The 21,815-nt window shown below is 37.8% G+C and carries 18 protein-coding genes and 2 pseudogenes; 11 read left to right on the forward strand and 9 right to left on the reverse strand.

Features of this window, described 5'->3' with window-relative positions; genetic code table 11:
- Positions 1 to 842: pseudogene (locus C1642_RS16920) on the reverse strand (AraC family transcriptional regulator); the annotation flags it as partial.
- A 129-nt stretch (positions 843 to 971) separates the two neighbouring features.
- Between C1642_RS16920 and C1642_RS16925 the strand changes: the two are divergent.
- Positions 972 to 2,432, forward strand: a complete 1,461-nt coding sequence (locus tag C1642_RS16925; RefSeq protein WP_103236620.1) for a coniferyl aldehyde dehydrogenase — start codon at positions 972 to 974, stop codon at positions 2,430 to 2,432.
- A gap of 81 nt (positions 2,433 to 2,513) precedes the next feature.
- Here the strand turns inward: C1642_RS16925 and C1642_RS16930 are convergent, their stop codons facing one another.
- From C1642_RS16930 to C1642_RS16940, 3 genes are all read right to left on the reverse strand, one after another.
- The gene (locus C1642_RS16930) at positions 2,514 to 3,977 is read right to left on the reverse strand and encodes an amino acid permease (RefSeq protein ID WP_000042092.1); all 1,464 of its coding nucleotides are present in this window, start codon (positions 3,975 to 3,977) and stop codon (positions 2,514 to 2,516) included.
- A 397-nt stretch (positions 3,978 to 4,374) separates the two neighbouring features.
- Positions 4,375 to 5,469, reverse strand: coding sequence for an arginine N-succinyltransferase (astA, locus tag C1642_RS16935; RefSeq protein WP_032044384.1), 1,095 nt, complete (start codon positions 5,467 to 5,469; stop codon positions 4,375 to 4,377).
- Positions 5,466 to 6,701, reverse strand: a complete 1,236-nt coding sequence (locus C1642_RS16940) for an aspartate aminotransferase family protein (protein WP_103236621.1) — start codon at positions 6,699 to 6,701, stop codon at positions 5,466 to 5,468. Before C1642_RS16940 ends, astA begins: the two co-directional genes overlap by 4 nt.
- Positions 6,702 to 6,836: 135 nt before the next feature.
- On the opposite strand from C1642_RS16940, the gene C1642_RS16945 reads away from it, so the two are divergent.
- From C1642_RS16945 to C1642_RS16985, 9 genes are all read left to right on the forward strand, one after another.
- Positions 6,837 to 7,259, forward strand: a complete 423-nt coding sequence (locus C1642_RS16945) for an Lrp/AsnC family transcriptional regulator (RefSeq protein WP_002001056.1) — start codon at positions 6,837 to 6,839, stop codon at positions 7,257 to 7,259.
- A 319-nt stretch (positions 7,260 to 7,578) separates the two neighbouring features.
- Positions 7,579 to 9,009 carry a gamma-aminobutyraldehyde dehydrogenase gene (locus tag C1642_RS16950; protein WP_001140774.1) on the forward strand — a complete coding sequence of 477 codons (1,431 nt, stop codon included), beginning with the start codon at positions 7,579 to 7,581 and terminating at the stop codon, positions 9,007 to 9,009.
- Between the two features lie 28 nt (positions 9,010 to 9,037).
- Positions 9,038 to 9,808 carry a nuclear transport factor 2 family protein gene (locus C1642_RS16955; protein WP_001041177.1) on the forward strand — a complete coding sequence of 257 codons (771 nt, stop codon included), beginning with the start codon at positions 9,038 to 9,040 and terminating at the stop codon, positions 9,806 to 9,808.
- 59 nt (positions 9,809 to 9,867) lie between these two features.
- Positions 9,868 to 10,587 (forward strand): FadR/GntR family transcriptional regulator, encoded by a 720-nt coding sequence (locus tag C1642_RS16960; RefSeq protein WP_001277431.1) that lies wholly within the window; start codon positions 9,868 to 9,870, stop codon positions 10,585 to 10,587.
- Positions 10,588 to 10,652: 65 nt separating this feature from the next.
- Positions 10,653 to 11,360 carry a cache domain-containing protein gene (locus tag C1642_RS16965; protein WP_000191921.1) on the forward strand — a complete coding sequence of 236 codons (708 nt, stop codon included), beginning with the start codon at positions 10,653 to 10,655 and terminating at the stop codon, positions 11,358 to 11,360.
- Positions 11,361 to 11,554: 194 nt separating this feature from the next.
- Positions 11,555 to 12,886, forward strand: a complete 1,332-nt coding sequence (locus tag C1642_RS16970; protein WP_000428073.1) for an APC family permease — start codon at positions 11,555 to 11,557, stop codon at positions 12,884 to 12,886.
- Positions 12,887 to 12,905: 19 nt separating this feature from the next.
- Entirely contained in the window at positions 12,906 to 14,351 is a 1,446-nt protein-coding gene (locus C1642_RS16975) for an NAD(P)/FAD-dependent oxidoreductase (RefSeq protein ID WP_103236622.1), read from the forward strand.
- Positions 14,352 to 14,496: 145 nt separating this feature from the next.
- On the forward strand, positions 14,497 to 15,855 hold the full coding sequence (locus C1642_RS16980; protein WP_077670407.1) for an amino acid permease: 1,359 nt from the start codon (positions 14,497 to 14,499) through the stop codon (positions 15,853 to 15,855).
- A gap of 381 nt (positions 15,856 to 16,236) precedes the next feature.
- Positions 16,237 to 16,596: a hypothetical protein gene (locus C1642_RS16985; RefSeq protein WP_000416092.1), complete on the forward strand. Its 360-nt coding sequence runs from the start codon at positions 16,237 to 16,239 to the stop codon at positions 16,594 to 16,596.
- 143 nt (positions 16,597 to 16,739) lie between these two features.
- Here the strand turns inward: C1642_RS16985 and C1642_RS16990 are convergent, their stop codons facing one another.
- Genes C1642_RS16990 through C1642_RS17000 form a run of 3 tightly spaced genes read right to left on the reverse strand, consistent with a single transcriptional unit; the run spans position 16,740 to position 18,471 of the window.
- Positions 16,740 to 17,417 (reverse strand): DUF799 domain-containing protein, encoded by a 678-nt coding sequence (locus C1642_RS16990; RefSeq protein WP_103236623.1) that lies wholly within the window; start codon positions 17,415 to 17,417, stop codon positions 16,740 to 16,742.
- Entirely contained in the window at positions 17,414 to 17,782 is a 369-nt protein-coding gene (locus C1642_RS16995; protein ID WP_000721818.1) for a DUF4810 domain-containing protein, read from the reverse strand. Before C1642_RS16995 ends, C1642_RS16990 begins: the two co-directional genes overlap by 4 nt.
- Positions 17,783 to 17,799: 17 nt before the next feature.
- A complete protein-coding gene (locus C1642_RS17000) occupies positions 17,800 to 18,471 on the reverse strand; it encodes a CsgG/HfaB family protein (protein ID WP_103236624.1) in 672 nt (223 codons plus the stop codon).
- Positions 18,472 to 18,770: 299 nt separating this feature from the next.
- On the opposite strand from C1642_RS17000, the gene C1642_RS17005 reads away from it, so the two are divergent.
- Positions 18,771 to 19,241 (forward strand): hypothetical protein, encoded by a 471-nt coding sequence (locus tag C1642_RS17005; RefSeq protein WP_103236625.1) that lies wholly within the window; start codon positions 18,771 to 18,773, stop codon positions 19,239 to 19,241.
- Positions 19,242 to 19,314: 73 nt separating this feature from the next.
- Here C1642_RS17005 and C1642_RS17010 read toward each other — a convergent pair.
- Positions 19,315 to 20,225 (reverse strand): annotated as a pseudogene (locus C1642_RS17010) (hypothetical protein).
- Positions 20,226 to 20,992: 767 nt separating this feature from the next.
- A partial coding sequence (locus C1642_RS17015; RefSeq protein WP_103236626.1) for an acetyl-CoA C-acyltransferase occupies positions 20,993 to 21,815 on the reverse strand: 823 nt, incomplete at its 5' end.

Below are 21,815 nucleotides of genomic sequence, written 5' to 3' on the forward strand. Positions count from 1 at the left end.
GATATGTAAACGTTCAGCCATTTCTTGAGCTGATGGAAAAAGCCCCGTTCCATCCAATAGTATTAAACGAATCGTTTTCACCAACTCAGGTTCCTCAAGTTCAGCAGCACCTAGCATCCGCTCACAAAACGACTTACACATGTCCGCAGTAATCGGGTTGGCATTTGGGCAAGGTACATCGAGCCACTTTAAATCAAAGTGCCATTGCATCACCCCAGCATTAAATTGAACGGGGCAACGAAACACTTTTTCATATTCTTCTGCATAGTCAGGCGCTGGACAGGGCAACAAAAGCTTCTTCGCTTGAAATGGTCCTTCAAGCACTCGTTCAATTAAGGTTTGCATAGAGCTAAACCAAAACTCGCACACTAAAGGTAAAAGCTTACCCAGTGCAATAATGTCCTGCCCTTCAAAAACGGCAACATCATCTCGAATATAAAATGACTTCTTTAAAATAGGCCCTGCAAGCTTAATGTGTCGAATACCAAGCTCTACCGCTTGTCTAAAATTACGTGAGGAATATAACGCATAGCCATATACCCCAAAATCAGACAACCGCTGCTTTTGCCCTGCGCGCAGACCAATGAGTGGATCATTTGATAGCTTTGAATATTTTGAAATAGCTGAATTTTTTGGACTTGGGAAATATATAAAGAGGATTGATTCATAGCATCTGGCGAAATATTTGTGCCAGATAAAACATCGTATATTGAATGGCCTTGCGACCCCATTTCATCAAATAAACTGGTCAAACCTAGCAAATATGTATTGGCACCTAAGAGTGTATTATCATAATTTCCTTCGATAACACTATTTGCATTTTTATAAATATTTTTAGGCATTTAATTCACACCATCCCTAGAGTGACGTGCATAATGGCACTAAACTACCTCTTGTTGTCTCAATTTAACATCGACCATATGACGCTTCAAGCATAAAGTATGATAAGCAAAAGTATGGAAGGAATAATAATGGAACAGTCCACCTTAAAAGAATATAGCGGCTCTGCCACTGAACATATGGAACTTATTTTTTCCAAACAACGTGCCAATTTTGAAGCAGATCCTTACCCAAGTCTTGAAGCACGCCGCACAAAACTGCATCAACTTAAAAAACAAATTATTCGTTATCAAGATGCTTTAGCTGCCGCGATTAATGCTGACTTTAGTTCAAGATCACTCGATGAATCTAAACTACTAGATTTGCTTGGCTCCGTGTTGGAAGCTGATCATGCGATTCATCATTTACGCCGCTGGATGCGTCCAAGTAAACGCCGTACCGAGCTTTTATTTTTATCAAACCGTTTAAGTGTGCAATACCAACCTAAAGGCGTGGTTGGTGTGATTGTACCTTGGAATTTCCCAGTTTATTTAGCACTTGGCCCACTCATTGCCGCATTAGCTGCAGGCAACCGAGTCATAATTAAACTCCCTGAAATTACACCAAATACCAATGCCATGCTAAGACGCATGCTTGCCGAAGTCTTTAACGAAGATGAAGTAGCCGTGTTTGGTGAAGAAATTACAGACCCAGCAAGATTTACCTCTTTGCCATTTAATCATATTGTATTTACAGGTTCTCCTGCCATTGGCAAAGTCGTCATGCGAGCTGCTGCTGAAAATCTAACACCTGTTACACTTGAGTTAGGTGGCAAATCACCGGCCATTGTGAGCCGTAATTACCCACTTGCCGATGCGGCAAAACGTATTACCCATGGCAAAGCAACTAATAGTGGTCAAATCTGTGTAGCGCCTGACTACGCGTTGGTTCCCAAAGAAAGTATTGATGAATTTGTTGAAGCTGCGAAATCAAGCTTTATAAAAATGTTTGGTCAAAACATTGAAAATAATGAGAATTACACATCCATTGTGAACGACCGCCATTTAAAACGTATTCAAGATATTTTGACCGATGCACAAGAAAAAGGTGCCCGTATTATTCCTTGCGATACTTACAGCTTTGACCAACAAGGTCGCAGGATGCCTGTACAGATTGTGCTGAACTGCACGCCAGACATGCGCATTATGAAAGAAGAACTCTTTGGCCCTATTTTACCTGTGGTGGCTTATGATTCTTTAGATGATGCGATCACTTATGTGAAATCGGATGAACGACCTTTAGCACTTTATTGTTTTACACATAGTTCAGTAGAACGTGATCGTATTTTGCGTGAGACTCATTCGGGTGGTGTGACCATCAATGATTGGGGTTGGCATGTAGTTAACCATGATGCTCCTTTCGGTGGTATCGGCAACTCAGGCATGGGGTCATATCATGGAGAAGAAGGTTTCCGCGAACTTTCACATGCAAAAACTGTTTTTATTCGCCATCGGTTTTTCCCGACTCAGCTTTTCCACCCTCCTTATGGAACATTCTTACAAAAATTAGCGATTCGCTTTTTCTTGAAGAAAGGTGATCCAAATATTAAATAAGGATGATAAAAAAGCCTCGTTATGAGGCTTTTTTATTGGGTTTTAAATAATAAGATTTCTAATAAAATCACTAAAATTTATTTAAATATAATCAACCTTTTGAGCTTTTAAAATATCAAGCTGCAACATCTTTTTCTTTTTATATTTATAGGCAATAAACAAACCAATAAACCAGATTGGTGAGCACTCAAGTGCAATTAAAGTATCATGGTCTAAAGCCAAAATTACGATAGTAAACACTAAAAACAACATAGTCATCCAAGCCATAAATAATCCACCCGGCATTTTATATTTTGACTGGATGTGTAGTTCAGGGCTTTTCTTACGATAATAAATATATGAAAGCACAATCAGCATAAATGTAAAAATACATAAAATTGAAGTGAGTGCTGAAATAATCGTAAATGCAGTCATAACGTTTGGAACAATAAACAAAATAGAAGTACCAACCGTCACACAAGCCATTGAAAATACGAGTCCGCGAATTGGAACTTTTCTTTTTGACAGCTTACTAAAGCTTTTAGGTGCATCGTTGTCTAAAGCTAAACCATATAACATACGACTGGTTGCAAAGATTCCACTGTTTGCCGAAGATAAAGCCGAAGTCGCAACAACAAAATTGATTAAACCCGCAGCAATTGGTAACCCGACCAAAGTAAACATTTCTACAAATGGACTTTTTTCTGGTGAAACTTTTGCCCAAGATGTGACTGCAATAATACAAACCAACGCGCCCACATAGAATAATAAAATGCGTAAAGGAATAGAGTTAATGGCTTTTGGAAGTGAAGTATGCGGGTCTTTGGTTTCAGCAGCAGTCGTACCGACAAGCTCAATACCCACAAATGCAAAGATGGCAATTTGGAAGCCAGCCAAGAAACCTGTTACACCATAAGGGAACATCGACTCTGTTTCAAACAAATGACTCATTGAGGCCTTAACCCCATTTGGAGAAGTAAATCCGGTACCTATTAAATAAATACCCGCCAGAATAAACAGAATAATTGCGGTAATTTTGATGAGGGAGAACCAAAACTCAAGTTCACCAAAAAGCCGAACAGCCACAAAGTTGAGTATGGTTAAGATCGCCAATGAAGTAAATGCCGGAATCCAGACGGGTAAATCTGGATACCAAAACTGCATGTACCCTCCGATCACGATTACATCGGCAATCGCAGTAATAATCCAGTTACACCAGTAGGACCAACCAAGGAAGAACCCTGCCCACGGACCGAGATAAGCCGTTGCAAAATCTGCGAAGGTTTTAAAATTGGTATTCGCAAGCAACAATTCACCCATTGCCCGCATTACGAAGAAAAAGAAAAAACCAATAATTAAATAGGTTAAAACAATTGAAGTACCCGAAACACTTAATGTTTTCCCGGAACCCATAAATAATCCAGTACCAATTGCACCACCAATTGCGATCATCTGAATATGACGATTGGTTAATGAGCGCTGCAATTTCTCTTCTTCTTGCTCAGTCATATGTTGACTACCAAGAAGATCTCCTTCCAGGAATTGCTTTCCGTTATTCTTACTCATGTAATATTTACTCCAATTTATAGCAACCGTCGTAAATGCTTTAATAATAAATAAATTATATGATTATTAATTTAGTCCATTAAATCATGTTAAAAATATTATTAAATCATTTAAAACCTTATAAATTCCTTTTTAAAAGCTATCACCTATAACAATAAAAATTATTCATCATTCCTTTCCTTCATTATTATATTAGCCTGCATTTAAAAATATAATTTTGAAAAATTCTTAAAATATATAAATTAATTACATATTTTATTAAATCATCTTTTATATAATAAAACAGGCTAATTAATCCCAGCTCAGCGAGCAAGATCGTATTTATCCATATACCATCTTGCGCTAGCGATAATATAGTATTCCTTCTTAAATTTGGTGAAATGTATAGTATTTCTGCTTAATTAACAGCCATTCGCAAATGTTCTGTTTCTTTAAGTTTGTTCTCTATCTGTGGGTTCGAGTCCTGTTTAACATGGACGCTTAACACACGGACTAAACCACCATTTTCAACATTTAATTGTTTTGCTTGTGCTTTTGTTATTTGTAATGACTCCTGATAAGGTGTGCCGAATACAAGAATTGCTCGATAATTTTCATAGTTATCGTTGGCCACAATATAGGGTTCATCACCTGAACTAAGAGGAATAGACTCTACAACTTGTACAGTTAAAATCTGGCTTTCTTTAATTGCTCGTAAATTTTCAATATCTGCTTGCAGCGTTGCACCACCATCAAAAATATCTATATAGCCTTTGTAGCGTAGTCCTTCTTCAAGCAAGAGATTGTAGGCTGGTCGAGTATTGGGGTGAACAATTCCAATCGCGGCTTTAGCATCGTCAGGCAGCATATCAACATAGAGTGGATGTCTCGGCATCAACTCAGCAATAAAAGCCTTTTGCCCCACTCCACTCAAATAATCGGCTTTGGTAAATTCAATATTAAAAAACTTATGGCCTACCGCATTCCAAAATGGTGACTGTCCATTTGCATCAGAATATCCACGCATTTCGGCAACAATCGTTTCTTCAAAATATTGGCGAAAGGCAGAGAGAAACAAGAAACGGACTTTAGATAAAAATTTGCCATTTTTATTTAAGCGATAGTCAGGATCTAAAAATAAAGTACAAAGCTCACTACAGTTAGTATGGTCATTACTCAAATACAAAGTAGGTAAAGCGTTATAAACACTTAAGGGTTCTGAAGCGTGAACTTGGGTTCCTACATGGAAATTGTACCAAGGCTCTTTTAAACCAAGTGCGACTTCAATTCCGCAAACCCCGACAACTTTGTTGAGTTCAGTATCTTCTAAAACAAATAAGTAAACCTGATCTGCTTTTGGAAGTTCACCTGCTACGGTTTTACAGGCCCGTTCAATACGTGCAGCCAACTTTTCCATATTTGGCTGCAAAGATGTCAAACCAAAACCCGCTTTTTGCGCCAACAGGTAAAGGTCATTAACATCTTTAGGTTCAATGTAGCGAATAATCATCATGCTGCTTGTTCATCCTTTTGAATTTCCACAAAGCGAGCAAGCGCACGTTCAAAGCGTTTTAAACCTTCATCAATATCAGCAAATGGAACGATTAAAGAAGGTGTAAAACGGACTACATTTGGACCAGCAATCAGACTCAATAATCCTTCTTCACCCGCAAGGTTATTAATATCTTTTGCTTTACCAGCAAACTCGTCTTTTAAAACACATCCGAGCAATAAACCACTGCCACGAATTGCTTTAAAGACTTTATATTTTTCATTTAATTGATTTAAAGCGTTTTTATAGTAGTCGTGACGCTCTTTAACGCCATTAAGCACTTCAGGCGTATTAATAAACTCGAATACAGCGCTAGCAACCGCACTTGCTAACGGATTACCACCATAAGTCGTACCATGTGTGCCTACAGAAAAATGCGGCGCAAATTTATCAGTTGTTAACATTGCACCGACCGGGAAACCACCGCCCAATGCTTTTGCAGTAGTTAACACATCTGGAACCACACCGTAGTTCATGTAGGCATAAAGTGCACCGGTACGACCTACACCAGTTTGTACTTCATCAAAAATAAGTAAGGCACCAAACTGATCACACAGTTCACGTAAACCTTTTAAAAACTCGATATCAGCTGGAATTACCCCGCCTTCACCTTGGATTGGCTCAACAATAACAGCACATGTTTGCTCATTAATGACTGCTTTAGCCGCTTCTAAATCATTATAAGCAACATGGCTAATACCGTTTGGAAGTGGTGCAAAGTCTTGTGAATATTTAGGTTGGCCACCCGCTGAAACGGTAAATAAGGTACGGCCGTGGAACGCATTGTTAAATGCAACGATACCGCTTTTACCAGCTATACCACTGTCTAGCCCAACTTTACGCGCAAGTTTTAAAGCTGCTTCATTCGCTTCTGCACCTGAGTTACAGAAGAAAACCTTGTTTGCAAATGTATTTTCAGTGAGTTGTTTTGCAAGGCGTAGTACGGGTTCATTGGTATAACCATTACCGACGTGCCAAAGTTTTTTTGCTTGTTCTGTTAACGCATTGACTGCCACTGGATGCGCATGACCTAATGCATTTACTGCAATCCCGCCTGCAAAATCGATATATTCTTTATTTTCTTGATCCCAGATACGTGAACCTTCACCACGTACCGGAATGAAATTTGCCGGTGCAAATACTGGAACCATCCACTCGTTAAAGTCACCACGAGAAACTGCAAAATTATTCATCTTATCTAGTCCATTAAATTGAATTATTCGGATTAACTGATGACCTTATTATTCAAAATCAAATTGATTCACAAAATTTGTAATTCAGTAAAAAATGAATTATTTTTTACCAATCTGATAATTGACAATTACATTATGGACAATATTGATCAAATTATTTTAGGTTTACTTAAAGATAACGCACGGATGTCTGTAACCGAATTAGCCGAAAAAGTTCACGTCTCAAGAGCAACGATTAAAAAGAGAATGGAGTATCTTGAATCTTCGGGCATTATTACCGGATATACGGTTCGTTTCAAACCAAATGCGGAACGGAATGTCATCCGTGCATGGATGAGCATTATGGTCGAAGGCACCAAAGCACAGTCTGTGATTAAAGAACTACGCCTAGAAAGTGCGGTTGAATGTCTACATAAAACTAACGGTAAATGGGATATTCTGGTTGAGCTACGTTCCGACACTTTAGAAAACTTCGATAAAGTATTAGAGAGAATTAGAAATATTTCAGGTATTTATAATAGTGAAACTAGTATTTTACTTGCTAGCCATAAGACCTAATCACTGCGTTCAAACTTAAATTAAACATGGGGTGAGCCAACTATACGGCTGAGCTCATCCATTCCCTTTCATTCAAAAATTTCTCTATCGCCGCTCGTTAAATCTAAAAGCGCCATCCTCATGATGAACCTATTCTAACAATCCTCAATAAATTTTTAATTTTTTTAAATAATCAAAATCAAAAACTTAAAATCTAATTTGATTTAAATTCCCACTTTTTCACTCACTCCCCTCATCAAAGCATTTGACAGAAAATTTAAAACATAATACATATAGTATTATATGTTATATGTTAAAACCTAAGGACAAGGTATAAAAAATGGCTAAAACTCAACTACAACACTTCATTAACGGCGAATATGTTGCTAGCAAAGGAAATGATTTCTTCGATTTGGTAAGCCCAGTCACTGGTGAAGTCTATGCACAATCGCCGAATGCGACCGAGGCAGAAGTTGATGCAGCTTATGCTGCTGCAAAAGAAGCATTTAAAATTTGGGGACGTAGTACACCTTCGACTCGTCAAAAAGCATTACTTAACTTGGCAGATGCCATTGAAGCAAATGCTGACCGTTTAATTGAAGCGCAAAGCCGCAATACAGGTCAGTTAAAACATTTAATTGCATCTGAAGAAGTAGGTGCATCGGCAGATCAAGTTCGTTTCTTTGCAGGCGCTGCCCGCTTACTCGATGGCACAGCAACTGGAGAATATTTAGAAGGTTTAACTTCTTCTATTCGCCGCGAACCTGTCGGCGTGGTCGGCCAAGTTACACCTTGGAACTATCCACTCATGATGGCGGTTTGGAAAATTGCTCCTGCTTTGGCAGCGGGTAATACTGTCGTATTAAAACCAAGTGACACAACTCCTGAAAGTACCCTTTTACTTGCAGAAATTGCTGCACCATTTTTTCCGAAAGGTGCATTTAACGTGGTGTTAGGCCAAGCGCAAGTCGGTTCAAAAGTTGTATCACACAAAACCCCTGCTCTTGTTTCGATTACCGGTTCAGTTCGTGCCGGATTACAAGTTGCTGCTTCTGCTGCTGCAAATTTAGCAAAAGCTCATCTTGAACTTGGTGGTAAAGCACCTGTACTGGTTTTTGAAGATGCAGACCTTGATAAAGCCGTTGAAATGATTGCTTTAACAGGCTATTTCAACGCAGGCCAAGACTGTACTGCTGCAACACGTGTGATTGTGGCTGAATCTGTTCATGACGAGTTTTTAGCTAAACTCGTTGAAGCTGCAAAAAATACCCGTTTTGGCGATCCAGATGATCAAGATGCACTTTATGGTCCACTTAACAATGCCAATCAATTAAAGAATGTTAAAGCGTTTATCGACAACTTACCTGCTCACGCCAAAGTTGAAACAGGCGGAAAACAGGCAGACCGCCCAGGTTTCTATTTTGAACCGACTGTTATTAGTGGCCTAAAACAACATGATGAAGCTATTCAAAATGAAATTTTTGGACCAGTGATTACCGTTCAGAAATTTACCGATGAAAATGATGCCATTGAAAAAGCCAACGATGTTGAATATGGCCTAGCTTCAAGTGTTTGGACCAAAGACCATGCTCGTGCAACACGCCTGTCACGTGAACTTGATTTCGGTACAGTTTGGATTAATACCCATATTCCTTTAACCGCGGAAATGCCACACGGCGGCTTCAAAAAGTCAGGATATGGTAAAGATTTATCTGGTTACGGTTTTGAAGAATATACCCGTGTTAAACATGTGATGAGTTCAAACGAATAATAACAATGCGTTTTGAAAGGAGATCAAAATGAATAAGCAAGAAATGAAAGACTTGGTGACTAAAGCCCATCATGAGCTCTTTAATTTGCATGACACCACTGCTCTAGACCGTTATTTTTCTGAAGACTTTATAGAGCACTCACCACTCGTTGCAAATGGTATTTCAGGTCTTCGTCAATTGGTAGAAGATTGTCCCGATATGCAACACGAAGCTGTACGTGTACTAGCAGATGGTGACTTGGTTGCAATTCATGGCCGCTTTCAAGGCTTAGATGAAAACCCATTGGTTGGTTTTGATATTTACCGAGTAAAAGACGGCAAAATTGTCGAGCATTGGGATGGTCTTGTGGCAGAAGCTGCACCGAATGTAAGCGGTAGAACTCAACTAGATGGTCCGACCGAAATCGTAACTCACCATGACCCAGAGAAAAACCGCGAGATTGTGACGTCTTTCTTCAAGAAGTCATTAATTGATGGAAATTATGAAGCCTTTAAAGAATATACCGACGGCGATCAGTTCATTCAACATAGTCCAGATATTGGTGATGGCGTTAAAGCCGTGATTGATTTTTTGAACAATATCCGTAATGAAGGACAAGGTTTGGTATACTCAAAAACGCATCGCTCCATTGCTGATGGTCAATTTGTATTGACACATTCCGAAGGCAGTATTGCCGGAAATCGACATGCCTATTTTGAACTATGGCGTGTAGATAATGGCAAAATTGTTGAACTTTGGGATGCAATACCTGCTGTGCCTGAAGATGAACAGGCTGTCCATGGTTATGGCGTGTTTTAATAACTATTTATCCGCTTCATTAAGCTAAGTCTTTTGACTTAGCTTTTAGAGAATTCGCCATGTCAGCATATACGATAATTTTTGCACCTATTGCTCAAGCAACTCGTTCGGAACAAGTTGTAGAACGCTTGGAAAATGCAATTATCTCTGGTTTGCTCAAAAGCAATGAACAACTTCCTAATGAAGCAGACTTAGCACGCTTAATGGGAGTTTCGCCAATTACTGTTCGTGAAGCATTAAATACTTTACGCGTAAAGGGTTTAATTGATACACGTCGCGGAAGAAATGGTGGAAGTTTTGTTTGTGAGCTACCTTCGGATTTACTTTTAAATCAACATCCTTTGCGCCAAGCTTCAAATGAGTATCTTGCCGATTTAGGCGAGTTTCACAGTGCAATTTTAAGTCATAGTGCCTATCTGGCCGCTCAAAGAACAACTGAATACGAACTTAACAAAATCAAAGAGTTGATTGACCAATTTGAACAAGCCGTTGAAGCAGATACACGTGCACAGCTTGATTTACGTTGTTTACTCACACTCACCTCATTTGCCCAATCTTCAAGACTGGCAAATCAGGAACTCACGATTCAGGCTGAATGGGCTCCGCTCATTGCCGTACTTTATCAAGATGATGATTTTCACCGTGAAGTTGTAAAGCAATATCACCATCTTTTGTCGTCTTTTATTGACAACAATGAAAATGAAGCTGTTATTCAAGCCAGAAAAATAGTTTCAATGCTCACTGACCAAATGCTTCGATATAAATTATCGAGTGAATAAAAATAAGAAATAAGATGGCTTATCAATACACAAGTTAGAAATATGGAATTTTAGGAGTTATAGGAATGACCCAACATTTAGATGTAGAAGAGCTTCAAAATTTGTTAAAGACGGTGGTTGACGAAACAACCTCTATTACGGAAACACTCGCAAGTAAAGCAAGTAAAATTCTGTCAAAACACGCTTCTGAAAAAAATGCAGATATTAAGCTTTCAACTTCAGAACGCGCTGCTTTGCAGAAAGAAATTAAAAAAGCACTCTCTCAGAGCCATTATAGTCAAGGTACGGGTTTTGCAAGTTATAGTCCGGCAACTCAAGATGAGCAAGACTATTGGACGCTAGAATGGTGGTATAAAAAAGAAGATCAATTACAACAAGCGAAACTTGAAAACTACCAAAATGCGCAGCGCTTTTTAGATTTCCGCTCATTTGAGTGGTTCCATAAACCTGCACAAAATAAAAGTCCATGCATACATGGTCCTTATGTGGATTATATTTGCAATGGTGCCTATACCATTACCATTGCTCACCCTGTCATGATTCATGACCATTTTATCGGTGTCATTGCGACCGATATTTTAGTTTCGGCCCTTGAAAAACTACTTATGCCAAAACTCAAAAACATTAAGCAAAAGGCGGTCATTATGAATGATTCATCTCGAGTCATTACTTCAAATGACATTAGCATCAGAACCGGGACATTATTTAAAGCTAAGACTGATCAACAGTTTTTCTCACAACCCTGTCAGTCTTTCCAGTTGGTTGTCATCTAAAAAGCAAAGAATATTGGCCTTTTATTCCCGCTTTAGTGTACCACCAAGGTGATATAGCACTCTAAGCCCTAGCTGTTGTTCAAACTTTCTTCAAACAGACTTGTTTATTCAGGTCTAGGGGAAGTTTTGGCCTAAAAATAGCATCGCCTTTCTGGATGAAAAGCAAAAACAACGAAATTTGAGGTTGAAAAGACATGGAAAATAAAGCGTCTTCCTTAAAAAAATTATCGCTATGGCAAGTGACAATTATTGGTATTGCCTATATGACCCCCATGACGGTTTTTGATACTTTCGGTATTGTTTCCGGAATTACCAACGGGCATGTCCCTCTTGCATATTTACTTGCTTTAGGTGCTATGTTGCTTACCGCTTGGAGCTACGCAAGGTTTAGTCAAAATTCGGAAAAATCAGGCTCAGCCTATAGTTATACTGCCGAAAGCTTAGGACCCAAAAGTGGCTTTTTTGTCGGTTGGTGCTCTCTACTCGACTATCTGTTATTACCGCTCATCAATGTATTACTGGCAGCAATTTATCTCACCGCACTGATTCCAAGTTTGCCTTATTGGTTTTGGGTGCTGGTATCGGCGGGCCTTGTGACTTTAGTCAACTGTTTCCGTATTCGGTTACTTGCCAATTTAAGCCTCGTGTTTGTGTTCGCCCCCATTATCCTCATGGTTATTTTTGTATATTTAGTGGTCCGGGGTATTGGCTCTACTCAAGGTTACGAACATGTACTTACCTTGGCTCCGCTATGGCATGGTCAGCAATCACTATTACCACTTGTTGCTGGGGCCTCAGTTCTATGCTTTTCATTCTTAGGTTTTGATGCTGTCACCACCCTTTCAAATGAAACCAAACAACCCACCAAAAATATCCCCCGTGCAGTCATGTTAACTACACTTGCTGGCGGAGCTATTTTCTTCACAGCCGCTTGGTTTATTCAGCTTTATTTTCCAAACAATGTCCGTTTTCACCATCCTTCAGAAGCGTTACCAGAAATTGTGCTTTATGTCGGTGGTGCTTTGTTTCAGTCCATCTTCTTATGTGGACAAATTATGAACACTGTCGCCTCTGGCCTTGCCTCACATGCCAGTGCTTCGCGTTTACTGTATATAATGGGTACCGACAATATTTTCCCTAAAAAGTATTTTGGAACCATCCATAGCTCTTTAGGGACACCATTTTTCTCGGTTTTATTTGTCGGGCTTATTTCAATGTCGGCTATTTTCTTAGATTTAGCTCAAGTTGTCAGTCTGATCAGTTTTGGTGCGCTCGTTGCGTTTACAGCCGTAAACTTCTCAGTTTTTATGAAATTTTATATTAAAGATAAGCAACGCTCAGGTTTTAAAAATAAATTTCTAAACCTATTTTTACCGCTGTTATCGGTCATCAGCATTATTTGTTTATGGCTCAATCTCGACTCGTCTTCACTGACTTTTGGGTGCTTCTGGTTAGCTTTAGGCATTCTCCTATTTATCTATAAAACGATTAAAAAACAAAGTATTGCAATTAGTAATGCTTATTAATTTTTTAAGGAACTTCGTCATGAAAATTATTTCTAAACCTCAACTTTTAAAAGATGTGGAATACAAACCAAGTCAGTCTTTACAAGTGGGTAAAGAATGGAGCTGGTTAAATCCAAAACATGCACAATTTGATACATCTACGATTAACGGCACTTCGGTAGATAACCCAGCAAACTACTATGAAAGTTCCCTCTCGAATTGGCATACATTTGACAGTTTAAATGCTGACATCGAGTGTGATGTGGTTGTTATTGGTGGTGGCTTATTAGGTTCATCAACTGCCTTACATTTAGCTGAACAAGGTGTAGATACGGTTTTATTAGAAAAAAATCGTATTGGTAGTGCAGCTTCAGGTCGAAATGGTGGACAACTCACCCCAGGTTTAGCACGTTGGGAAGCTCAAGAAATGGCCGATCGACTCAGCTACGAAGATGCCAAAAAGCTATGGCATTTTACTTCTACTGAAGCGATGCAACTGATTGATGATATCTCGGAAAAATACCAACTCAACTTTGACCGTAAATACGGCCATATTACTGCCGCCGTTCATGAAGGACATTTGGTTGGCTTAACACAAGGTGCCGATGCCCGAAAATACTTAGGTGAAGACCATACCCGTATTGTAGGTAAGCACGAACTCATGGACTATATTAAGTCTGACTACTATACAGGTGGTTTAATTGATGAGTTAGGTGGACAAATCCATCCGCTGGCTCTAAACCGTGGCTTAATTTATGGCTTTTGCCAAAACGGCGGCTCTGTGTATGAGCAAACAGAAGTTATTTCAATAGAAGAAAAAGCAGATGGTATTTATGTTCAAACTGCAAATGCAGTCGTAAAAGCTAAAAAGTCTGTGGTTTTAGCGGTACACCATGCTTCATTTAAACTTTTATCTGAACAGAACAATACCACTATTCCGTTTTACACTTATGTCGCGACCACCGCTCCTTTAGAGCTTGATACCAAAGAGCTTCTGCCATTTGGACATCCGGTTTATGACACTCAGTTCCAGATTGATTACTACCGCCCTGTCTTTAATAACCGTTTACTGTTTGGTGGACAAGGTACTGGAACATGTTGGGGACCAGAGAAAACTCTAAATTATCTAGAGCATCGAATTCATACCGTATTCCCGCAAATTAAAAATCTAGAGATGGATTTCGTCTGGAGTGGAACCACTGATTTAACGGTAAATGGTGCAGTCGATAGTCGTAAATTTGGCAACACGTTCCCGATTTATGCTGTTCACGGCTGGAGCGGTCATGGCGTAGCGCAGACAGTACGTATTGGTAAAGCCATCGCAAATGATTTTGTTGGCCAATCGAATGACTTTGAAATGTTATCTAAAATTGACCATCAAAATATTATTTTTGGTCGTACCCTTGCCCCAGTTGTTATTCCGCTCGCTAAAAGCATGTATGGCCTCGGTGCAATGATTAATCCGGGCAAAATGGTTTCTTTCTAATTTATAAGAACGTCATTTTCTAAAAAAAGATTCGTACAGTTTTGTGCGAATCTTTTTATATCAAAGCAATATTCATTTTCAAACTAGGTTATCCCTTTTCAATCTATTACAATAACGCCGGCTTCTTTATTCAGCGCATAGTATTTTGAGTAACTCATCTTCCCAATTAAAACGTGGACTTAAAAATCGTCACATCCAGTTAATCGCTATGGGTGGTGCTGTGGGCACAGGACTATTTTTAGGCTCTGCACAAGTCATTCAATCTGCTGGTCCTTCAATCATTTTAGGTTATGCCATTGTCGGTTTGGTTGCATTTTTAATTATGCGCCAAATGGGTGAGATGATTGTCGAAGAACCTGTAGTCGGTTCTTTTAGTTACTTTGCACAAAAATACTGGGGAAGATTTCCCGGTTTTTTATCGGGCTGGAATTATTGGGTAGTGTACATTTTGGTTGCCATGACCGAGCTTACCGCCGTGGCTAAATATGTACATTATTGGTGGCCTCATATCCCTGCTTGGGTTTCAGTTTTATTTTTCTTTGTGCTGGTCACTTGCTTGAACTTAGGCAATGTTAAATTTTATGGCGAATCTGAATTTTGGTTAGCTATTATTAAGGTTGCTGCGGTCATTTCAATGATTGTATTTGGTTTATATTTACTGCTTACCGCAGGTAATGACTCTATCGCTAGCTTTTCAAACCTATGGCAGCATGGCGGATTTTTCCCTCATGGGTTCTCGGGCCTGTTTTATATGCTCGCCTTTTTAATGTTTGCCTTTGGTGGTATTGAACTCATTGGAATGACAGCAGCTGAAGCTGAAAATCCTGAAAAAAGTATTCCACAAGCCATTAACCAAGTCATTTTTCGAATTTTGGTATTTTATGTGGCTTCACTGGCAATTATTATGTCGCTTATTCCATGGAATCAACTGGACCTCGGCGGTTTAGATAAGAGTCCATTTGTCATGATTTTTAGCCAACTGGGCATTGGTTGGGCGGCACATTTACTTAACTTTATTATTTTAACTGCTGCTCTTTCTGTTTATAACAGTGGGATGTATGCCAATAGCCGTATGTTGTACGGGCTAGCAGTTCAAGGCAACGCACCTAAAGTTTTTGCAAAAGTAAGCAAACAAGGTGTACCTACATCCGCTGTTATCTTCTCTTCTATTCTAATTTTTGGGTGTGTATTACTTAACTATTTCATACCAGAAGAAGCTTTAAGCTATCTTATGTACATGGCTGTAGCAGCTTTGGTTTTAAACTGGGCAATTATTAGTTTTACCCATTTAAAATTTAAACGTTCGATGAAGCTTGAAAATAAAGTTGCCAAATTTCCTGCCCTATTTTCACCTTTGAGTAACTATATCGTTTTGACTTTTATTGGCATGATTTTATATATCATGTGGACTCAAGGCTTTGAAAAGTCGGTGATTATTATTCCAATCTGGATTGCCTTTATGTTTGGGTTATATACAATTTTGAGTTGGAAAAAATCACTCTAATCTTCAAATAAGGCTTATTCAAACAGGATAAGCCTTTATTATTTTGGGGTTTACAAACAATTTGCCTTCAGAACAAACCAATCATGCCATATGCCTATTTCTAATTTAATTCACAATAATTAATTCTGAGATATTTTATGTAGTCTTTATTCATTCTAAAACAAGCAATTAAGTCATACTCAACAGATCATGATTAAAATACAAGTGTTTACATGAACTATAATTATTTGTGCTTATGTTCAGCTAAAATCGAGGCTGACAAAGTATATTGTTGCGATGCCCTTCTAGGAAAAAGACACTTCATCTAACCCAGTGCTTTACCCACTTATAGATTTCGCGCTATTTACTGCGTCGCTCAATGATGAAAAACAGGAAAATTTTATGGAAAAAACACTGCAATGTCCGAAATGTGGTTCTACAGAAATTGAAACACGTGATCATGACAAATTACTTAAAACCACTGGCGGTGTTTTATTAACAGCTGCAGGCACTACGGCAGGTACTGTAGGCGGTGCCGCAACTGGTGCTACTGTAGGGGCAGCGATTGGTACTGTTGCCGGACCATTAGGTGTAATTGTTGGTGGAACTGTAGGAACATTTGTCGGTGCAATCAGTGCAGGCATTACTGGCGGTGTGGTAGGTAATATTTTTGGTAAAAAAGCAGGCGTAATGATCGATAAAAATATATTTCAGGACTATCGCTGCTTGAAATGTAAATACCGTTTTAAACAGAAGAAATAATATGATTTCAATTGAATTAAGCAGATAAAATCAGTTTCTTAACTGTCTATTCTGCTTAGTTCAAAGTTTTTATAGAAGTGCTCCACATAGCAAATATATGAAGCAACTTATTTAACAAATTAAGAAACTAGCTTGAGTTTAATTTACTTAGCTACGCCATCTTGTTGAAATTTAGGTGAACGTGGTCCGTATAATAACCCCATACCTGGATTATAATTAGTCGGGGTAAACAGTTGAGTATTGACCATACTTGCTAATGGATAAGCTCTATCATTAAAGCTGCCAGCAATCTGTTCAACTAAAGCCCCAACGACCATCCCTATTAAACCCGCATTACCATCACTACTCGCTTGAACAAGTTTTTTCTCACCTGTCCAAATCACATCTCCCGTTTTCAAATCAACAAGTTTTGCATCTGCACTTACTGTAGCAATACTTTGAATGACTTGATATTTAGAGCCATATTCTTTAATTCGAATATAGAGAGCAGCATCTGCGCCAAAAATTTCTTGTAATTTCTGAGGTGAAATAGACTGAGCATCGTTGCCATTAGTAACGCCATTCTCTTTAAACATGTTGTCTACAACAGAGATTGGAAAAACATAATAGCCAGCTTCTGCTACAGGTGCCACCACAGTAGGCCAATAACTATAGGTCGCTTTTACATCAGGTGAATCATTGACTGGTGGCAATACCAAAATTGACTTTGGCATATGGGCTTTATAGGCCGTAATATCTTTATTAGGTGGTGCAGTAACTGCACATCCTGTAAATGCAAGGCTAGAAATGACCAAGCTGGCAATGAGAAGTTTCTTAATCATGATTTTGCATTCCCACCATTCGCATTCATTTTTTGCAATAAGCGATCCATTAAAACGGTAGATTCTGGATATACTTGACGTTCAAGTTGGAAATACTCGATTGCTTTTTGAGAATTATTTTCTTGTAAATACAATAATCCTAAATGAGCATATAACCCCGGTGGTACAGCTAGGCCCTTACCTTTGGTTTTTTCAATCTCTGCTTCTAATTTTGTGATCTGCGTATTTGGCGTTGCTTTTTCAGGTGCGTTATACATCAAATAGGTTTGATGAGTATAAGTTCCCCAATTGTATAAAGGTTGAGGGCCAGCGGCACAACCCACCAAACTCATCGCAAGAAAACTGCTAAAAAGAATTTTTTTCATCTAACACATATCCAAAATTATTGAATTGACCAACGGTTATTTTGAATATCTGTCACAAGATTATTTACTGCTTCACGAACAGCTAAGTCGAGTACTTTACCATTTAACGTAGAATCGTAAGAAGCTGTAGTACCAAAGCCTAAAACTTCACGTGCGCCTAATGCATATTCACCAGCACCTTGTACCGAATGCACAACTTCTGATGTTTTTACATCAACAATATTTAAATTAACTTTGGCATAAGCAACTTGTTGTTTACCGCGTCCTAAAATACCAAATAACTGTTGATCGCCTACTTCTTTACGACCAAATTCAGAGACATCACCAGTAATAACGTAGCGAGCACCTTTAATAGATTGAGCAGTATTGCTATAACCTACTTCTTGTTTAATTTCTGATAGATTGTCACGGTTTAAAACTGAAAAATAGCCAGTTTGCTGTAAATGTGTTTCAAGAATAGTTTTCGCCTGCCCACCTAAACGATCGACATTATCAGAGAAAACACCTCTCATATAACTAGAGCGATTATCAAACTTACCAATAGTAATAGGAGTTTTTACTCCGGTATATTTTGTTGTAGCAGTAGCAGCAGTGACTTGTGGACTTTGTATCGTTCTTGAAGTTTCAGTAGTTGAACAAGCAATTAAACCGAAAGAACACGCCATAGTAATGATTAATATTTTTTTCATGTTTACTCTATAAAGATAAATAAATACAAAGAATACATATTATATACAAAAAGACTATCCAATAAGCGAATAAATTAGGACTTTAATAAAAAATTTACTTAATTCGTTTAAATAATTTTTAAAGAAGCAAAAAATTTATTCTATAGATAGTTAATTATATGAAACCTATTATTAGTAAATTAATTATGGTTTTCCGCGGTATAGAAAAATCTATCTATAATATAAAAATCAGCTACTTACTTTACGCTTTAAAGAAGATATGAAACAATTATGCCCTAATACAACTTCTGAAATTACAAATGAAAAAATTATTACTTTTAAGCTTAGTTAGCATTTTCAGCTCATATAGTTTTGCAGAGGACAATAGCTCAACTTATCGGGGACTTGGTACTGGTCCTGAAGATTTTTTAAAGTTTCAAATTCTTAAACAAAAAGGTTTCCTAGCCAAAAAACCTAATATTTCAAGAGCAGACTATAACGATATATACAAACTCAAAAAACCTTATGAATTTATGGGACAAAACGTTGTACTTATTTCAGATGAATATATGTCTGAATATGTGGGCTGTTGTGTGAGTGAAGGTTGGGGAGCTGTATTTAAGCAAACCACCAATTTAAAATTAATTGAAAAATTTGCAAAAAAGAATCAATGTAATATCGCTCCGATAGAAACCGATAGCACTTACTATGGGTTTAAAATTAGTTCTCTGCCAAAAGGTAATTATTATGAATTATCATGCCGCGAACGTGATTTAGATGAGTCTCAATAGATAGGAATTAAATTCTGAAAATAAGAGCCAAACAAGTTGTTTGGCTTAAAGAATCCAATAGGTAGAGGCTACCTTAAAGAGGAATAGCTTTTGATGCGACTTTTACCAAAGTACCTCCACCAGGAACAACTGTACTCGCCAATTCTGCTGAAAGCTCTACTAAATTTTCTTTAGTAAAAGCTTGATCAAAAGTATTTCTGAACCAATTTCCTTGTTCAATAACCTCGCCGGTAAGTCCATCAACTTCAATAACACCAATTTTATCTGCATTAGACCAAATATATTCAAACGCATAAACGGGGCGAAAATAAAGGTAAAGTTGAGTTATTTCTTCTGAATCTTCAATGATATTAGTTGCATGAACTTTTTGATTTTGTAGTTCTGACCTAACTATACTAGTAACTGAATCAAGAGAAAGTAATGGTTGAAGTACATTCTCAACTTCGACTTTCTCTACTTCGGTAAGTTCAAATTTTCTAATATATTCTGCTAAATGAGATGATTTAAGTTCACGCTGCAAGCCATCAAAATAATTTGAAAACTCTATTTTCCGGCTACACACTTCCTTCATTTGTAATTCTATTTTGCCTTTATCTTGTTGGCGTGTAACAGGATAATTTTTTTGTTCAGGATCTGTATAAACCTGAATCTGCTTCGCATGAGGATTATGTACAGGAATAGAATAAGTAACAACACAATCATAGTTTAAATTGCGTTCACTTGAAACAAACCAAAACGGTTCATAACGTAGAATATGATTTTTTAAATTTACAGTTTCTTCAGTAGGACGTTTTAGAAAATTAAATTTTGCCAACATTCCAAAAGCGTTGACCTTTTTCTTTTCAGCTTGTTGCTTAGCGGACTCAAACTCAAATATCTTTTTGAAAACAAAAATTTTATGGTTTTCGGCCTTTACTTCTAATTTTGACATAATGATATTAATGCTATTAAATAAACTTTTAAATTATAATTATTAAATCTCATAAAATAAACCTTTAAGTTTGTATATTTTATTTACTCCTATAATTAAATAAATTTATACCAAACTCTGTTTTATTCGAAAATAAAAATATATTATACGACATATAAGAATACTAAATTTTTCCTTTGCCCTCATTCAATTGCAAAGCCAGTTACTAATTTATTTTTTAATTTTCAACTAAATTCCACCTCCAATTTAGTTAAAAATTATTAAAAAATTCAAACACCTCATACATATAAATTAAATATAATCAATATATTCAACTTATATCTTGAAGAAAAAGACAACATTTAGATCTAACTTAGGTTTAATGAGCAAATTTAAAAAAATACTCCAACATCGTATCTCTTTCACTCAAAAAGCTGTTTGTATTTAAAAACCCAAAAATTAAAACCATCTAACAGGTTTTCCGAATATTCGTTACAAAAAAATATATACTTTGCAGAAAATAATATAGCTTTAATCAAAAATTAATAAACATTTTCTCATACTGAAGATAGAATGGGTTTAAACGAACCACTTCCATTTTCTATAAGAATAAAGTGGTAAACTTTGCAACAAGTTATGTAGTTCCTAATTGCTTTCAACATCAAAATACTCATGTTTGTATATTGCTCCATTATTCTCTATAAGTGGGAGCACTTCCTGACTTTTGAATTTCTTTGAAATAAGCACTCTCCTCTGCTTGAATATCTTCAATTTTCTGATCAGTTAAAGGAGTAGATATAGTTAAATATTTTCGTACGTAAATAGCATTAATTCTTTCCTTTTAAATAACACGTTCAATAATCAAAGCAATGCCTTGGCCCACACCAATACACATTGAACACAAGGCATAACGGCCACCTGTTTGTTCAAGCTGGTTTAAGGCTGTCGTTACAAGACGTGCACCTGACGCCCCAAGCGGATGACCTAAAGCAATGGCACCACCGTTTGGATTTACTTTGTCAGAGTTGTCTGGTAAGCCTAAGTCACGGGTCACTGCCAAAGCCTGTGCAGCAAAGGCTTCATTGAGCTCAATCACATCCATCTGATCTAAAGTCAGGTTGGCTTGTTTAAGTAATTTTTTAATGGCTGGTGCCGGAGCAAAACCCATAATGCGTGGTTCTACACCTACGGCTGTTGAAGCAATGATCTTGGCACGCGGTTTTAAGTTGTAAGCCTGAACTGCATCATCAGAAGCAATCAGTAGAGCTGCCGCACCATCGTTGATGCCTGAAGCATTACCCGCAGTGACCGTGCCCTCTGCTTTTACAACAGGCTTAAGTTTGCTTAAAGCTTCAAGCGTAGTGGATGCACGTGGATGTTCATCGGTATCAATCACAACAGCATCACCCTTACGTTGAGGGATTTCAACTGCCACGATTTCTTTAGAAAAAAAGCCTTTGGCTTGCGCGCTTGCGGTGCGTTGTTGGCTCACCAAGGCAAACTGGTCCTGATCTGCACGATTGACGTTGAACTGTTCAGCGACGTTTTCGGCAGTCTGGGGCATGGTGTCTACACCATACAATTCTTTAAGTTTAGGGTTAATGAAACGCCAGCCCATAGTGGTGTCTTCAATCTTCTGACTACGGCCAAAAGCACTATCTGCC

This window comes from Acinetobacter sp. AKBS16 (genome assembly GCF_002899995.1).
In the GTDB taxonomy this organism is placed as follows: domain Bacteria; phylum Pseudomonadota; class Gammaproteobacteria; order Pseudomonadales; family Moraxellaceae; genus Acinetobacter; species Acinetobacter baumannii.

Coding starts and splice junctions, on each gene's coding strand:
- C1642_RS16925 (WP_103236620.1), top strand. CDS start 972: ATGGAACAGTCCACCTTAAAAGAATATAGCGGCTCTGCCACTGAACAT.
- C1642_RS16970 (WP_000428073.1), top strand. CDS start 11,555: ATGGAAAATAAAGCGTCTTCCTTAAAAAAATTATCGCTATGGCAAGTG.
- C1642_RS16950 (WP_001140774.1), top strand. CDS start 7,579: ATGGCTAAAACTCAACTACAACACTTCATTAACGGCGAATATGTTGCT.
- C1642_RS17000 (WP_103236624.1), bottom strand. CDS start 18,471: ATGAAAAAAATATTAATCATTACTATGGCGTGTTCTTTCGGTTTAATT.
- C1642_RS16995 (WP_000721818.1), bottom strand. CDS start 17,782: ATGAAAAAAATTCTTTTTAGCAGTTTTCTTGCGATGAGTTTGGTGGGT.
- C1642_RS16930 (WP_000042092.1), bottom strand. CDS start 3,977: ATGAGTAAGAATAACGGAAAGCAATTCCTGGAAGGAGATCTTCTTGGT.
- C1642_RS16985 (WP_000416092.1), top strand. CDS start 16,237: ATGGAAAAAACACTGCAATGTCCGAAATGTGGTTCTACAGAAATTGAA.
- C1642_RS16940 (WP_103236621.1), bottom strand. CDS start 6,701: ATGAATAATTTTGCAGTTTCTCGTGGTGACTTTAACGAGTGGATGGTT.
- C1642_RS17005 (WP_103236625.1), top strand. CDS start 18,771: ATGAAAAAATTATTACTTTTAAGCTTAGTTAGCATTTTCAGCTCATAT.
- astA (WP_032044384.1), bottom strand. CDS start 5,469: ATGATGATTATTCGCTACATTGAACCTAAAGATGTTAATGACCTTTAC.
- C1642_RS16955 (WP_001041177.1), top strand. CDS start 9,038: ATGAATAAGCAAGAAATGAAAGACTTGGTGACTAAAGCCCATCATGAG.
- C1642_RS16975 (WP_103236622.1), top strand. CDS start 12,906: ATGAAAATTATTTCTAAACCTCAACTTTTAAAAGATGTGGAATACAAA.
- C1642_RS16990 (WP_103236623.1), bottom strand. CDS start 17,417: ATGATTAAGAAACTTCTCATTGCCAGCTTGGTCATTTCTAGCCTTGCA.
- C1642_RS16945 (WP_002001056.1), top strand. CDS start 6,837: ATGGACAATATTGATCAAATTATTTTAGGTTTACTTAAAGATAACGCA.
- C1642_RS16960 (WP_001277431.1), top strand. CDS start 9,868: ATGTCAGCATATACGATAATTTTTGCACCTATTGCTCAAGCAACTCGT.
- C1642_RS16965 (WP_000191921.1), top strand. CDS start 10,653: ATGACCCAACATTTAGATGTAGAAGAGCTTCAAAATTTGTTAAAGACG.